16 protein-coding genes are annotated in these 14,271 nt (G+C 64.2%); 6 read left to right on the top strand and 10 right to left on the bottom strand.

Annotation, left to right across the window (positions count from 1 at the left end; translation table 11 throughout):
- From mobF to K4G67_RS14585, 5 genes are all read right to left on the bottom strand, one after another.
- The coding region (gene mobF, locus K4G67_RS14605; protein ID WP_239807059.1) for a MobF family relaxase at positions 1-1,553 on the bottom strand (1,553 nt) is incomplete at its 3' end.
- Positions 1,525-3,366, bottom strand: coding sequence for a type IV secretion system DNA-binding domain-containing protein (locus tag K4G67_RS14600; RefSeq protein ID WP_239807058.1), 1,842 nt, complete (start codon positions 3,364-3,366; stop codon positions 1,525-1,527). The genes mobF and K4G67_RS14600, both read right to left, overlap by 29 nt.
- Positions 3,366-4,418, bottom strand: a complete 1,053-nt coding sequence (locus tag K4G67_RS14595) for a hypothetical protein (protein WP_239807061.1) — start codon at positions 4,416-4,418, stop codon at positions 3,366-3,368. The genes K4G67_RS14600 and K4G67_RS14595 overlap by 1 nt, the downstream gene beginning before the upstream one ends.
- A 4-nt stretch (positions 4,419-4,422) precedes the next feature.
- Positions 4,423-5,625, bottom strand: a complete 1,203-nt coding sequence (locus K4G67_RS14590) for a hypothetical protein (RefSeq protein WP_239807057.1) — start codon at positions 5,623-5,625, stop codon at positions 4,423-4,425.
- 3 nt (positions 5,626-5,628) lie between these two features.
- Positions 5,629-6,057 (bottom strand): hypothetical protein, encoded by a 429-nt coding sequence (locus tag K4G67_RS14585; protein WP_239807056.1) that lies wholly within the window; start codon positions 6,055-6,057, stop codon positions 5,629-5,631.
- Between the two features lie 245 nt (positions 6,058-6,302).
- On the opposite strand from K4G67_RS14585, the gene K4G67_RS14580 reads away from it, so the two are divergent.
- Genes K4G67_RS14580 through K4G67_RS14565 form a run of 4 tightly spaced genes read left to right on the top strand, consistent with a single transcriptional unit; the run spans position 6,303 to position 8,625 of the window.
- Positions 6,303-6,644 (top strand): hypothetical protein, encoded by a 342-nt coding sequence (locus K4G67_RS14580; RefSeq protein ID WP_239807055.1) that lies wholly within the window; start codon positions 6,303-6,305, stop codon positions 6,642-6,644.
- On the top strand, positions 6,641-7,672 hold the full coding sequence (locus tag K4G67_RS14575; protein WP_239807054.1) for a hypothetical protein: 1,032 nt from the start codon (positions 6,641-6,643) through the stop codon (positions 7,670-7,672). Before K4G67_RS14580 ends, K4G67_RS14575 begins: the two co-directional genes overlap by 4 nt.
- A complete protein-coding gene (locus K4G67_RS14570) occupies positions 7,669-8,190 on the top strand; it encodes a hypothetical protein (RefSeq protein ID WP_239807053.1) in 522 nt (173 codons plus the stop codon). The genes K4G67_RS14575 and K4G67_RS14570 overlap by 4 nt, the downstream gene beginning before the upstream one ends.
- 3 nt (positions 8,191-8,193) lie before the next feature.
- The gene (locus K4G67_RS14565; protein WP_239807052.1) at positions 8,194-8,625 is read left to right on the top strand and encodes a hypothetical protein; all 432 of its coding nucleotides are present in this window, start codon (positions 8,194-8,196) and stop codon (positions 8,623-8,625) included.
- Here the strand turns inward: K4G67_RS14565 and K4G67_RS14560 are convergent.
- Positions 8,601-8,885, bottom strand: a complete 285-nt coding sequence (locus K4G67_RS14560) for a hypothetical protein (RefSeq protein WP_239807051.1) — start codon at positions 8,883-8,885, stop codon at positions 8,601-8,603. The genes K4G67_RS14565 and K4G67_RS14560 overlap by 25 nt on opposite strands.
- A 451-nt stretch (positions 8,886-9,336) precedes the next feature.
- On the opposite strand from K4G67_RS14560, the gene K4G67_RS14555 reads away from it, so the two are divergent.
- Positions 9,337-10,419: a replication initiator protein A gene (locus tag K4G67_RS14555; RefSeq protein WP_239807050.1), complete on the top strand. Its 1,083-nt coding sequence runs from the start codon at positions 9,337-9,339 to the stop codon at positions 10,417-10,419.
- 27 nt (positions 10,420-10,446) lie between these two features.
- On the opposite strand, the gene K4G67_RS14550 is transcribed toward K4G67_RS14555, so the two are convergent.
- Together K4G67_RS14550 and parA are read right to left on the bottom strand one after the other, a co-directional pair.
- The gene (locus K4G67_RS14550) at positions 10,447-10,602 is read right to left on the bottom strand and encodes a hypothetical protein (RefSeq protein ID WP_239807049.1); all 156 of its coding nucleotides are present in this window, start codon (positions 10,600-10,602) and stop codon (positions 10,447-10,449) included.
- A gap of 37 nt (positions 10,603-10,639) precedes the next feature.
- Positions 10,640-11,308, bottom strand: a complete 669-nt coding sequence (gene parA, locus K4G67_RS14545) for a ParA family partition ATPase (RefSeq protein WP_239807048.1) — start codon at positions 11,306-11,308, stop codon at positions 10,640-10,642.
- A gap of 127 nt (positions 11,309-11,435) precedes the next feature.
- Between parA and K4G67_RS14540 the strand changes: the two genes are divergently transcribed.
- On the top strand, positions 11,436-11,906 hold the full coding sequence (locus tag K4G67_RS14540; protein ID WP_275588917.1) for a GFA family protein: 471 nt from the start codon (positions 11,436-11,438) through the stop codon (positions 11,904-11,906).
- Positions 11,907-12,113: 207 nt separating this feature from the next.
- On the opposite strand, the gene K4G67_RS14535 is transcribed toward K4G67_RS14540, so the two are convergent.
- Positions 12,114-13,049 (bottom strand): ArdC family protein, encoded by a 936-nt coding sequence (locus K4G67_RS14535; RefSeq protein ID WP_239807047.1) that lies wholly within the window; start codon positions 13,047-13,049, stop codon positions 12,114-12,116.
- Positions 13,050-13,572: 523 nt separating this feature from the next.
- Positions 13,573-14,271, bottom strand: a 699-nt coding sequence (locus K4G67_RS14530; RefSeq protein WP_239807046.1) for an ImmA/IrrE family metallo-endopeptidase, incomplete at its 5' end; no start/stop codon positions are given.

The raw sequence follows: 14,271 nt of genomic DNA, 5'->3' as shown, positions 1-14,271 counted from the left end.
TCGCCATTCGCGTCGATGGCCCCGCCCAACAGGTCGGCCGCTGCCGCCGTTGGCGCGAACGCGCTGACCTCGTAGCCTTTCTCGCGCATCCCTTTCGCATAGGTAGACAGCACGGTGGTGGTCTTGGCGGTCCCGGCATAGCCCTGCACGCCGCTCACCCGGTCGGGACTGGTCAGCAGCCCCATCGTCGCGGTGCGCTGCCCCTCGGTCCAGGAATGCCCCTTGGCCTGCGAAAAGAACGCCGCCGTGGTCACGGCGCGCAGCGCGTCCTGCCGGTCCAGCGCGGGCATGACGCCGCCGCGTCCATCGCCCTCGATGGTGAGCATCCGGCGTTCGGTCGCCACCGCCTCGCGCGTGGTGAACCCGCGTCCCCGCGCGCCCTGGTCGCGGGCGATGAGGTCGCCCGCTCCCTTTGCCCGATCGACCGCAGCGGCGATCTGCGCGGCGCTGGCCAGCCCTCCGGCCCGCTCGCCCGCGCGGGTTTCAAGCGCGGCGGCTCCGAACACCGCCTCGCGTTCGGACAGATGCCGCGCCGCCGCCGCCACGGCTTCCTTGGCGGCGATCTCAGCCCGGTCCGGCGCCGATGGTCCGCGCTCGGCTGTCATCGTCGCGGCGCGTTTCTCGGCTGCGGCGATGGTCGCGGTGCGCTCCTTCTCCCCGAACCCCGCCGCGTCGGCCTGCGCGCGCCAACCCGGAACGAGCTGCTCGCGGCCCGCCTCCTGCTTCGCCTCGCGCGTAGCGAGCGTGAGCGTGGCCTTCTCGGCCGCCGTCGCCTGGCTCCGTGTCTTGCCGCGTTCCGCCAGCGCCGCCTCGACCTGGTTGCCGCGCGCGCTGAACTCCCGGATCGCCTTCTCGGGCACGGCGGCAAGCTCGAACATGGAATCCTTGCCGTCCCGGACCTGATAGCCCAGCTCGCGAGCGCCCTGCGCCAATGCCTGGCGGTAGATCGCGCCCGCGTCCCGGTAGATGCGGAAAAAGGACAGGCTCTCGACGCTGCGCCACGCGCCGTTCCGGTCCTGCGTGGCGTTGAGGATCACGGAATGGGTATGGAGTTGGGGGTCTTGGGCGCGGCTCGTATTGTGGCGGAAGGTGGCGATGGCGAGCTTGCCGGTCTCGACCGTTTTGACCTCGCCGCCGCTCCTGATCCGGGTCGCCGCGCCGTGGCGCTCGATATAGCCGAGCGCGGTCCTCACCGCCCTGTCATGCGCCGCGACAAGCCGCCGGTCGCCCGCCACCTCGGCCATGATCGATACGGACTTGGGCGCGCTGAACGTCATGTCCCAACCGGGCCGGTGCTGGCGTGTCCCGTCGCGCATGGTGCCCAGCGCTTCGCCGTTGGGCAGCTCGCCCTCCAGCCCCTTTCTGAACACGGCGCGGTCCACCTCGCCGGTCAACCCCAGCGCCTTCGCGCCCTCGCCCTCCCATGCGCTCGGAGCCTCGCCGCCTTCGGAATAGTAGTCGTCGGCCTCGTAATAGCTCGATGCCTGCGCGGCGCTGGACAGGGCGGCGACGCTGGCGACCATGCTACAGCGCGCCTCCAGCGGTGCGGTCATGGTCCGGATCGATGACGCGGCCCCCGCCCGCCGGGAGAGTGGCGGACGGGGAACCGCCCGCCCGCGTCTCGGTGGCGACCACGAGCGGAACAGTGGGTTCCGCTATATCCGAACGGTCCATGTGGCCACGCGGTATGGCCACCTTAGCGATCGGTAGGCCGGACAGACGCAGAAACCCGGTGAGCGGAGGCAAATCGCCGATCTCGCTGTCGAGCACCACGGGTTTCATCTGCCGCATGGTGGACAATGATCCCCGGTCGCTCAGCTCGTCGCTGTCGAGCGAGGCGCTGGCGCGGTGTTCCTCGACCTCAGACCTACCCAGGAGCTGGCTCGCCCATGCGGTCGATTCCGGATCGCCAAGCCGCATGACGAGCTGCGTGCCCGCCTGCCCGACGATGGTTCCGGCGGCGTGGCTCCCGTAGGTCTCGCGGAGCTGGCCGATCGCCTGGAAGGCGATGACGCAGGCCGCGCCGTATTTGCGGCCCTCGGGCAGCAGGGTCAGCAACCCGCCCGCGCGCGGCAATGCGGGCAGCTCGTCCAGCACGAGCCAGGCACGCGGCGCGCCGCGCGTGGGTCGGTCGAGGATCGCCGCCACCGCGCAGTCGAGCCAGCATCCAAACAGAGGCCGCGCCGCCTCGATGTTCCGTTTCCTCGATGCGAGGAATATCCACGGCTTCGCGCCGTCGATCTCCGGCAATCCCTGATAGAACCGATCAAAGCTGATCGTCGGACCGTCGCCGCCTTGCTCGCGAAGGAGCTTCATCACCTTCGCCGCGCCGGACAGGCAGAACAGCACGCTGCCGGTCGCCTTGTCGGCATCCTTCTGGAACACGCGCGCCGCCTCGGTGCCCCTGGCCAGCTCGGTCAGCTCGTCCGCCGTCATGTCGCCAAGCGCGCGCGCCAGTTCGGGCACGGTTCCCCTGTCCTGCTCCCACAACCGGCGGATGACAACGGCCGCGACGATGCGGGCCTGGTCATACCATACGTCATCGCCACTCTGCCCGCCCCTCGGCTTGGCGACGATGAAACTGGCGAGCCGGTCGGCGTCCGATGGCGAGGATATGTCGTCGAACGGATTCCACGACGCGCAGCGCGCGTCGTGGGGGTTGAGGATGATGTCGCCGCGCTCCGGGCGATAGTAGCGCGCGACATAGCCGCCATCCACGTCGTGGACGAAGGCGTGCTCGCCCCGCGCCTCAACCCGGTCCAGCATGGCGAAGATCGCGGTGGTCTTGCCGGTCCCGGTCGCGCCCGCGAACAGGAAATGGCGGGCTTCCTCCTGGACCGGTATGGGCACACCACCGATCGTCACTGGGCGCGGCCCTTGGGATGGCGGAACAAGCTTCGCCAGCGCCTCGGCGCTCACGCGCTCGCTGCCGCGCACGGTGCGGTCCCGCCCGGCCCGCTCGCCCTCCTTCAGCCATTCGCGCCGCCGCCAGCGATAGAGCGGCACGCCGATCGCGAGGCCGGTCAGCACGGCGAAGAACCCCATGCGCCAGAGCAATGAATGAAAGCTGCGGGTCGCCGGGCTGTCCTCGGCAAGGATCGCATCGCGCACCGATACGCGGCTTCGCGCCTCGGCGGTCTCCAGATTGCGCGCGAAGGGGTCGGCCAGCTCCTGCCACTGCACCCTGGCATAGAGCGCCGCCCCGCGCTGGGTCAGCTCGGGCGCGGTGGTCCATCCCGCGAAGGCGCCCACGCCCGCGCATACCAGGAACAGAATCGCCGCCACCTGCGCGCGGGCACCCCGCCCCGCCCATTGCCGGTTCCTGCTCGCCTGGCCACGGGAGAGAAGTTCGGCGCGGGTGGCCATCAGCCTGTCCGACCATTATCTGGAATCGGAGGCGATGGCGGGATTGGGGGTGGTTCGTATCCTTCTGGCGGCGGTGGTGGAGGAGGCGGGTCAAGGACGCTCTCCTCCGACCTGAAATCGATCCGCCGACCCTTCTCGCCCGTTCCATCGACCAGTACGATCCGGTCGGGTCCGGTCCGGATCACTGCGGGATTGGCGGTCAACATCGACATGACGGCACCAGGCCCATTCTCCGTCGCGCGGGCCACTGCGGAACAATCCGTTATATCGATCGCGGTAGTCGCCGCGAGAAGCGCGTCCGAGGTCCAGCGGATCGGAACCGGCAGATTGGGACACAGCGACCATGCAATGTGTCTGCGCCCGATGGTTACGACGCCCGGATCGTCGCCTATCCCAAAACCACTCGATCCCCAGCCATCATAGGTCGTGGACATCTGCGGCACCCAGCGACCTTCGATCTCGGTGAACTCCGGTTTGTGTATCTGACGCCAGCGGTCTGGCCGGACAAGCACGAGTTCGCGCTCCCCGTGTTGCAGTAGGATGCGGTCCTCGCCGAACTCCCGAACTCGGGGATTGCTGCCGAAGAATGAGAAGAAACGACCATCGCGTGCTTCGCGGACGTCCCCGCATCCCTGCAAGGTCTGCATGCGCGAACCATCGCCTGTGTCTCGAAGGATGCCGTTTCGGTCGAGAGCGGCGGGATTGCCAGACCGGTTGCAACCTATCTCGTAAGTCAGAAGACCATCACCGATCTGTACGAAGGCGCTTCGCCAAGGTGTCTCGTTGCGCCACGATGGCTCGAAGTCCTCGAAACGCTCAACAAGCCAGAATCCCCTGATGTCTTCCAGCGATGTAACGACGCGAGTTGCCTTGAATGATGATAATTCCTTATCGGTATCTCCCTGCTCGGGCGCCTCATTGCAGCTCGCGACACTCGCACTGAGGATCCCAATCAGAAAAGTGAAATGGAGCGGACCACGCGATGCCGTTTTCGCGCCGACGAACCGACGGAAGAATACCCGCGCCGCATCAGAAAAATAGCTAGCGGGCATTGAACTAGTCGATGCAAGAATTGCGGGCCTCCAATCCGACGCGGCCACGCTTCTCGTTTCTGGCCATACAGCTGATCACCTCATCCCAGGCATCCTCGTAGGACAGGGATTTGGCCTGCGCATAGTCGAGCACCCATTCCGGAAAAGGCAGGGCGAACAGCCTCAGCGACTGCGGACTGCCGACATTGACGATTTCGCCAGCGCCGCAGGCGGCGCGCAAGGTCCGAGTTTCCCGTGAGCCGGGACGGACCTGGTTCGGCCCTCCCCATGCGCCCGCTTCGCCGATCCGGTAACGGGTATCGCCGTCGATCACCGCCACATATCCGTTCTCGTCTCTTGTCAGCTGGGTGTCGTAACCGAACATCACCAGCGGTCCGGGCTTCCCCTGCTCGCCTTCGAGACGAAAGCAGCCATCGTCCAGCACGATCGTGCCGATAGTCAGCGCAAGCAGCTGGACGACGGGTGCCGATGGCTCCCGCACGAATACCCGCACCTGATCTTGAAGCGATGCATCGAGAAAGGCCGGGGGCTGCTCTGCCGCGAAAGTAAACTGCACCACATCGTCCCATGACCATCCCTGCCTGCTGGCCAGCTCGCGAAACTCGGCTTCTGTGATGCCGAGCTCGATGTCGATCTGGCCGGTGATCGGATCGCCGGACAGGGTATACGATGCATCGACCAGTTTGAGCCGGTCGAGCCATGCCTCGCGCCGCGCTTCCATATCGGCTTGGGAAAGCCCGCCTTGCCGCGCGAAGAAGCGATCATCGGTCGTGTATCGCGCCAGCGTTGCTGCGGCGTCTTTCCTAAACCAGACTTCGGCCCCCAAGAGCGGTGCCGGATCGGTTTTAACGGTTTCGTCCCGGACGAGGCGAAGCTGCACGAAATTGTCCGGCTCGGCGCTCGGCAGGAGCTGAATCAGGCGCTGAACCTCCTGCTGAAAATCCTCGGGGCCATTGGCTTCTGCCCAGGCTCGCGCGCGATCCTCCTCGCTGCCGGTGCTGGTGCGCCGTGCGAAGCTGTCGAGCGTTGCGGGCTTGGGCGGCGGTTCGGTAGGCCACGCGCTCGGCGGCGCGGAATCGATGGAGAGATATTGCGAGGAACCTGACCGCTGCCCTGACGGCGTTGGTTGGGTCACGCATCCGGCGAGCGATGCCGAGCACAGCACCAGCAAGGCCAAACGAACAGGTTTCGTCCGGTCAAAACCCATGCATCATTCCTCTTGCACCTTCGCGAGCTGCCGCGCGAATATCCGGTCCGAGTCCCGCGCGATCTCCGCGCGGTGCTCCTCGGTCTCCCCCGGCCCGGCAAGCGCTGCGGCATAGGCCGCGCCCGCCGCGTAGAGCGCGCGCTGGGTCAGCCGGTCGCTCAAGTCGGCGCGCATGACGATCTGCGAGAGCATGTCGGCCTGCGCCTCGTGCCGCTCGATCATGTTCTCGATCGATAAGCGCAAACCTTCGATGGTGTCGCTGTCGAGGCTGGCCGATGCCGCCTGAACCGGCTCGCCGTCCTGCGGTCCGGCAAGCGCCGCGATGCCCAGCTCCAGCGCGCGCACGGTGGCCTGATAAAGGGGCAGGCCCGCATTCTCGGCATACGCTTTGAGCGCGTCCGCCTGCGGCTCCGTCACCCGTCCGGTCAGCATTACCCGCGCCAATCCGCCCTCCCTGCCTGGGTCCGCACCGTATACGCACCCGCCTACGCTCTTTGCCCGCGCAATTCGCGTAGGTTTCCGTAGCGTTTCCTGATATATCCGGAAACGGACGGGCTGAACAGCCCACATATCGTTGTCGCAATCGGGGGAGCACGCGTGCGTAAGGTGTGGACAAAATACAAGCGAGCTGAAAGCTCGCCCTGCCAACCTCCGTTATCGAGGACTGGACTTCCGTCATGGCGCTGAGCGGCTTCGCTTCGGGCGCGCTCGTCGCCTCGCCCATCGCCGCCGTGCTGACCTGGCTCGCGGTGACGTATCAACAGCATGTCGATGTGCGGGTGGAACGCGATACGGTCGCGGTCCGCGCCGATCGTGCCGCCTTCGATCAGGATTTCGAGCGCGACTGGAATGCGATGTCGGGAAGCGGGCGCGAAACCTGCGACCCGGAAAGCACGGCCGAACTGGCCCGGCTGCGCACCCGGCTCGGGGAACTCGAAGCGAAGCTCGAAGGCTCCAGCGACACGCTCGAAGCCGACGCGGAGGAACTGCGCCAGCTCGTCGCGGAGGAAGGCCGATGACGCGCGCGTTCCTGTCCTCTGGCCTGTCTCCCCTGCCCGCCTCGCTCGCCGCCGCGCTGCTGCTCGCGGGATGCAGCAACAGCGGCCCATCGGTCTCCGGCTCGGCCTCGGAAAGCGCCGGGTCCGCTTCCTCGCTTTCCAACCTGTGGGAGCGCGTCCGATCGCTTGGCTTCGAGTCCGGCAAGACCCATGAAATGCCAGCGCTCGGCCTCATGGCCGATGCGTTCATGGCGGACATGCGGGCGCGTGAACTCAATGATTACGAAATTACCGGAGCCGTCTTCGGCCGCGATGCCGATGGAACGATCGCGGCCCTGCCCGCTCAACTCGCCGCCTCTCTCGCTCCGCCCCGCGCCAGCCTCGCCGCGCTCGATCAGGACGAGCTGCGCGCCCGCACCCCGCTCGACGCCGCCCACATGGTCTATGCCGCGCCGGTCCTCCTGGCGCTGTTTCCGCGCAAGGGCTGGGAAGTCCATGCGATCGATGACCGTCATATCGATCCACGCTTCGACACGCCATTCTTCAACCGCAACCGCCCGCCTCCGAAGTATGACGAGGAACTGCACCTGCGCTACATGGAGGCGCTGGCCATTTCGGCGATCTACACCAACGCCGTGTTCGCCGCGATTGACGAACGGCTCGGCACCAACCGCCTCGCCGATCCCGACGAAGCTCGCTCCCGCGTGCTTGCCGAATTTCAGGCGATACCGGTGGGAACGCTCAGGGCCATGCTCGACGATGCCGCGTCACAAGTCGTCGGGGGGCATTTCACCACCGATCTGACCGGCTCGGGCAACATCCATTTCTATCATTCGGGCGCGGGCGATTTCGTCGCCGACGCGCGCGGCCTCACCTGGACCCGCGCAGGCGGAGTGTGGTTCGGGGACAGCCGCATCAACGGCCAGTCGGTCAATTTGCGCCTCGCCTCCACCGCCAGCCTCACGCAGCGCGAGGCGCAGTCGGGAACGCAGGGCACCGATGCCAACGCGCGCGTCGAAGGCTCCGGCGGTGTCAGCGTGGGTCGATGAAACTGGCATCGCCAAGTGTTGCCCAAACAGGTCTGGAAGACCGAGCCTTTACCTCGGAAGGTTCCGAATTGCCGTTGCTTTATGTATTTCTTGCACTGGCATCGGTCGAGCTCTTGGTTGTCCATTTTCTAGTGAGCTTGGCCAGTCCCGCCGCCGCGTGGATATTGAGCGGCCTCACCGCCTTGGCCATTGTTCAGGTATTGATGATCGTGCGCCGCATCAAAGCCCGGCCTACCTTGGCCACAGCGGATCATCTGATTGTTCGGTCCGCCAAAGGATACCAATTCGTGCTTCCCTGGAAACAGGTGGAACTTGTTGAAAAGGTCGGGTTTGGACCTGAACCGAAAGGTTTCGATGTGCTGCGGGCGTCCCTGCTTTCTCATCCCAATGTTTTGGTTACGATTCAAAAACCAGTGCGCTCTCGACGGTTCGGCAGAGAACGCAGCGTCCGGAAAATCGCACTTCGGCTAGACGACCCTGATACTTTCCTTGCGGTCGCGCGTCGGTTGGCGGGATAGCGCGTGCTCGAAAGCCGCATGGGTGATGGCCTGCCCGATCCCGAACTCCTGCGCGAATACGACAATATCGCGGGCGCGTTGCGGCTCGCTTTCGATGCCAGCCATCGCACCGCACAGGAATATATCGACCTTCACCTCTCCCTGACGCTTAGGGAAGCCGACCAGCTCGACATCTGGGCCTGGCGACCAAGACTGTCCGCTTCGGCCGATCTCGATGATACGCGCGCCGCCGTGCGCGAAGTGAACGGATGGGTCGCGGCAGTGAAGCACAATAGGGAAATGCGCGCCGTCTGCCGGCGCGCCGGGGTCACGCCCGGACCTGTATCCCTGCGGCCCCTGCCCCATCTTTCATGGCGCACGCATGTTGCGAGGCTGCGCTGGCGGCTCGGCCGCGCGAAACGGCTCCGGCGTTACCAGTCGTGCCAGGAATCGTGACCGCCCGCCGGGCTTGACCAATCGTTCCAGTGATCGTGGGTCGAATGCGCCGCGTGGTCGTCGTGGACGCTCCAGACATTATCCTCGTGCGAGCGGGAGAAGTCTTGGCCGTAAGGATTGCCACCCACGTCCACGCTTCCAATACCGGCGGTCATGGGCAGGCCGGTCGCAGGATTGATCTCGACCGGTTCCATCGGCGGCGGGGCTTCCGGGATGTTCGGACCGGTGAAAAGTCCGGTTAGCCAGTCGAACATTGCCATATGCACCTCCTTCCGATGATCTCGCTGCTTTGGCCTCGATCAAACAACGCATGAAAGCCGATATCGCACCGGGATCAGGTCACGACCCCGGTTGCCTTCCCCTTCCCTGTTCCAGCCTTTCAACTCGCGCTGTCGTTCGTTCGAGAGCGCTCTGGGTCGGCCTTGGCCCCTCGATAGCCTGCGGCCGTAGGCCGCCTGCGACGTTTCGGGATTATCCCGTCCTCTATAATTGTCGGACCCGCTTCGTCTGTGGGTGTTAATGGGTGTTAGACTCTGTGTTACGCGAATCACCCGCGCACATAAGAGCTTGATTCTTAATATCTTAAGGCGACTGATTCCTGCTTGCTGGTGGGTGATATTACGAAAGCCGGTGGGTGATATTACGATAGATGGTGTGTGAAATTACGAAAGCCTTGCCAAGACCGGTGTGTGAAATTACGAACCTGCACTGATGGTGGGTGAAACTACGAAACCGGAACGGACCCCCCTTCTCCCGCTCAGGCACGAGCAGGGAGACTTTTTCGTCTGCGACATCTTCGACGCTGCGCCGAAAGGCGACATGGCCTCGATGGCGCATCCGATCTTCACCCTGTCTACCAAGCCCGATACGAAAAAGCGCCGCTACGAAGCGCCCGATGGCGAAAGCTACGTCGAAATTCGGCCGAACATGATCGGTCTGGCGACCATGCACGATCGCGACGTGCTGATTTACTGCATCTCGCAGGTCATGGCGGCATTGAAGGATGGCAAACAGGTCCACCGCACACTCCGGTTCAAGGCATTCGATCTTCTGGTCGCCACCAACAGGCCGACGGCCGGAACCGGCTATGCGGGCCTCAAGTCCGCGCTCGAACGCCTCCAGGGAACCCAGATCGAAACGAACATCACGACCGGTGGTGTCGAACAGATAGACGGGTTCAGCCTCATCGACCGTTACCGGATCGTTCGGGAGACCCGCGATGGCCGGATGCTCGATCTCGAAGTGACACTCTCCGACTGGACGTTCAATGCCATCGCCGGGAATGACGTGCTGACACTCAACCGGCGCTATTTCCAGCTCCGCAAGCCGCTGGAGCGCCGCCTGTATGAGCTTGCTCGCAAGCACTGCGGAACACAGCCAGAATGGAAATGCGGTCTCGAGAAGCTCAAGGCGCGCACTGGCTCCACGTCTTCGGAAAAGGAGTTCCGCCGTCTCGTCCGGGCCATCTGCAAGGCGGACGAAGAGCATGATCACATGCCGGACTATACCTTTCGGCTTCTCGCCGATGTTCTGATCGTCACCCCAAAACAGGCGTTTCTCGACCATTATGCCCCTGCCCCGAAACAGGAACGGGTGTCGGGTGCGTATATCATCCCGCTCTCGCCGGAAACTCTTGAACGCGCCCGCGAACTAGCTCCTACCTGGGACGTATCCGTTCTGGCGGACGAATGGCGCAGCTACGCGGCCCGGCAGAAGGAACCGCCCAAGAATCCGGACCGGGCGTTCTTGGGATTCTGCCGGTCTTGGTTCGCCAAGCGCGGCCGCAACGGCTAATGAGCCTTTACGTGTTTGAGTAATTGCTCATTCACCCATATACTCAACCCAGAGCTGGCGTGTGATTTCCGATATGGTCCGGTTTTCCTCCGCTGCCCTGACCTTGATGCGGCGGTAAAGGGAGTCTTCAATCTCGGCATTCAGGCGGCGCTTCTTCTCCGATCCTTCCTGAATGTCCTGCATGATGCGCCTGCGCGCTTCATCGCCCCTGCTGGGCCGCTTAGCCGTGAGTGCCATCTTTCGCCTCCCTACGTCCGGCGTCTGCCAGCATGCCGATCACTTCGTCCGCCAGCGCATTGATCTCGTCATGGGCCTTGATGTTGCTTCCCTCGAACACGGTGCGGCCCTCGGAAGCGGTCTGCGGATAGACCTGACGCTGTGTTACCGCTGTTGAAAGAACGGGGAGCCCGTATTCGTCGAGCGCGCCGCGTACGTCGTCGCCAAGCCGGGTGCCTTCGATATGGCGCGTTATGACGAAAGCGGCTTTCGGGCTGCCGTCTGTCACCTCTTGGCGCGCCTTGATGAAGTCCACCAGGTCCGAAGCGGCCCATATGTCATAGGGCGAAGGCTGTACGGGAATGAGGATGAAATCGCTCACCTTGATTGCCGCCGCAATGATGTCCTCCAGCTTTGCCGCACCGTCCAGCACGATATGGTCGTAGCTGCCGACCATGCTGGAAAGCGTCTTGATATTGTTGGCGCGGTCCAGCGATACGAGGGGGAGGGGGTTCGCCTCGCTCGCTGCGTGCCAGTCACGCGCACTTCCTTGGGGGTCGCTGTCCACGATAAGCACCTTGCTACCGCGCAGATGCAGAGCCTGTGCAAGATTGGTCGTGAGCGTTGTTTTTCCGCTCCCGCCTTTGGGGTTCAGAACGGATATGACAGTCATGAAAACGCCTTTTTTGAGTTCTTACTCAAAAGCACTTACACACCGTCACTCATTTACTCAATAGCCAAGCGGACGTTCGGCTTCCGACCCCGTTGCAGACATTCCATGCATGTGAGATGCTTGCCCGATGACTGCTAGTACCGGAGGTTGCCAGTGCGGAGCGGTGCGCTTCCGGATTGAGGGTGAGCTCGGGGAAGCGTCCATCTGTCACTGTCGAATGTGCCAAAAGGCGACGGGCGGGCTCTTCGGCCCTTATGTTGGCGCGCCCTTCGATCGAGTGGCCTGGACCAGAGGCGAGCCTAGTTACTTCCAAAGTTCCAACAAGGTGCGTCGTGGCTTTTGTTGCAATTGCGGCACGCCGCTCACCTTCGAGTACGAGGAGGGACACGTAAGTTTTGCACTGGGCGCCATGGACACGCCGCCCGTGGGTCAGCTGAGTGAGCAACTTGCCTCTCCCGACCGAATCGCCGACTTCGAAGTCTTAGCGCGTTTACCGGAGCATCCGACGGATGAGCCCCAAGCGGCTGCTCACCTTGCAGCCATCGTCTCATTTCAGCACCCGGATTATGACACCACCGATTGGCCGTCGAACGATTAGATAGAACGTCCGCTTTCCACCCCAATCTCGGCCGTTCCACGCATTGCAAAACCCTTCCCTTTTGAAACGCCATTCCGTTAGCGGAAGCCTTTTCTTCGCTTGTTGCGATATTCCTATTCATTCGGCCGCGCTGTGGCGCGGCCGCGCGGGGGGGCGGGTGGACAAAAGGTTCGGCCGCCCCGAAGGGCGGCCTCGTCCCTATCGCCGTCAGGCGGCTTCCCTCCGGTCGGCCTGCTGCAATCCATGAAGGTAACGCACCGCGCGCTCGGCATGGGCGGCGGCGGACAGGATGGCGCGCCGATCGTTCTGAAGAACCTTTATCCAACTCGCGATATAGGAGGCATGATCCTCGCGCGGCTCCAACGCCAGGCCAAGGTCGGCCGCAAGAAACGCCGATCCCAGTTCCGCGACAAGCTCTTCGCGGGCATAGCCCTCATCGCCCCATCGTTCGCGCCCGAAACTCCGGTCTAGCCGCGATGCGTGGCGGGTCCAGTGGACCGTCTCATGGCCCCGCGTGGCATAGTAGCTCTCGGCATCGTGGAACGCCTCGAAGGGCGGGAGCTGGATGCGGTCCTCGCCGATCATGTAGTAGGCTTGGCTGCCACCATGCGCCACGCGCGCGCCGGTGGCGTCGAAATACCGCTCCGCCGCCTCGATGCGCTCGAAGGCGGGGGCAGGGGTCTCCACCGGTTCGGGATGGAACCGCTCGGGCAGGCCATCGATCTGCGCGACATTGAACACGTGGTAGGTTTTCAGGAACCGGATTTCCCGGCCTTCGCTCTCCAGCTCCAGACTGCCGTTCGTCTGCTGCTCCGGCTTCTTGGTCGTGCTGCCATAGTAGACGATGGGCGCGCCCTGTTCGCCGCGCCGGACCTGTCCGCCATGCGCCTGCGCCTGCTTGTAGGTCATCCATGTGGGCGAGACGTAGCCATTGGCCACCGCCTCCATCCATAGCAGGATGACGTTGATTCCGGCATAGGGTTCGCCCGTCGATCGCAAGGGCCGGGTTACTCGCCCCGCCAGCGTTTCGGCGCTCCACGGCTTCATCCAAGGCCGCACGCCCTGTTCCAGCTCGGCGAGGATGCGGTCGGTGATGCGCGCATAGGGGTCGGCGCGCTTGCTGCTGTTCGTTTGATTGGTCATGTCCCTTGTCTCCTTTTTCCGGCGAAGCCGCGGCCTGCGGCCTGCGGCTCTGCCCTCCGGCGAGGATGGGAGGGGGAGGGGGATGCCCAATCGCCGCCTTGGCGCGGGCCAGCGGGCGAAGCCCGCCACACGGGGCGGCTATTTGGCTTCGGGAACGAGAGGGCGAAGCCCTTGGTGTTCCCCACGCACGAAACGGCGCTGGAAAGCGCCAGGAAGCCGCTCGGGCGGCGAAAACAGGCAATGGCACTCCTGCAACGGCACGAAGCCGCCGGACGCCCTGCGCGCGCGATCCGTGCGCCAGCGCGCGTCCGGCAATGAGAGAGGCAGGAGTGCCTGCGGGTCATTTCAAGAATGCCGCGCCCTCAGGAGCGCTGACAAGCGCGGGACAGAGCGCGTCCTTCAAACCTTCCCGCCCATATGGAGCGCAGCGACGCGCGAGCGATCGTCACCCGGAAGGGGCGAGACGGCGAAGGCGGCTCGATCGCAGATAGAGCGCGGTCTCGGCAGGGGCGCGCAACGAAACCTATTGGCTAGCGATGAACCTATCGAAGGTGTCTTCCACCGGCTCATCCTCGCAATCATAGCCCCGCCGCTCGTCCTCGATGACAAGCAAGGATATCGTCATTTCGTAGCGATCGGCGAAGATCGTCATTTCCCGCGTGGGCGTTTCGGTCGGCCACACGCCGCCGGGCAGCTCCAAACCACGGCTTTCCGATACGATGAGTCCCGGCCTGGCGCTCCATGATTGCGGGGGAAGCTCCATTCCGGATTGGAGAAAGATGCGCCGTTTCTTGGCGCTGCGGCTTCGCCAGCACCAAAGCACGTGCCCGTTCGTCGCGACGACGAGGACCGCGCATTCCGAGGTGCAATCGATCCATTTGATCGCCGCCGCGGTTCGCGAAACGTCGTAGCGATCGGCGCAATGGGCTAGGAGATCCAGAGTCATCTCCGCCCGCCCTATCTGACCGCGAAAATCGTCCATCGGCATGAGCAAATAGGACGCGAACTCGTCGGCCTCCTGCTCGATCCGTCGCCTGTCGGCGTCCCGATCGTAGCCAAGCACCTGCTTCTCGCCGCATTGGAAGCCCTGCGGCTCGGCGGCGCGGTGAACGAGATAATGGCCCAGCTCGTGCCCGATCGTGAAATTGATCCGCCCCGGTGGCGCGTCGGGATTATAGAGGATCGCCCATTGGCCGCTCTTGGGAAGCGGGAACAGCGCGCC

It is taken from the genome of Croceicoccus hydrothermalis (genome assembly GCF_022378335.1).
Lineage (GTDB): Bacteria > Pseudomonadota > Alphaproteobacteria > Sphingomonadales > Sphingomonadaceae > Croceicoccus > Croceicoccus hydrothermalis.
Note: the sequence above shows the minus strand (reverse complement) of the source record. Positions and strands in the feature narration are given on the sequence as shown.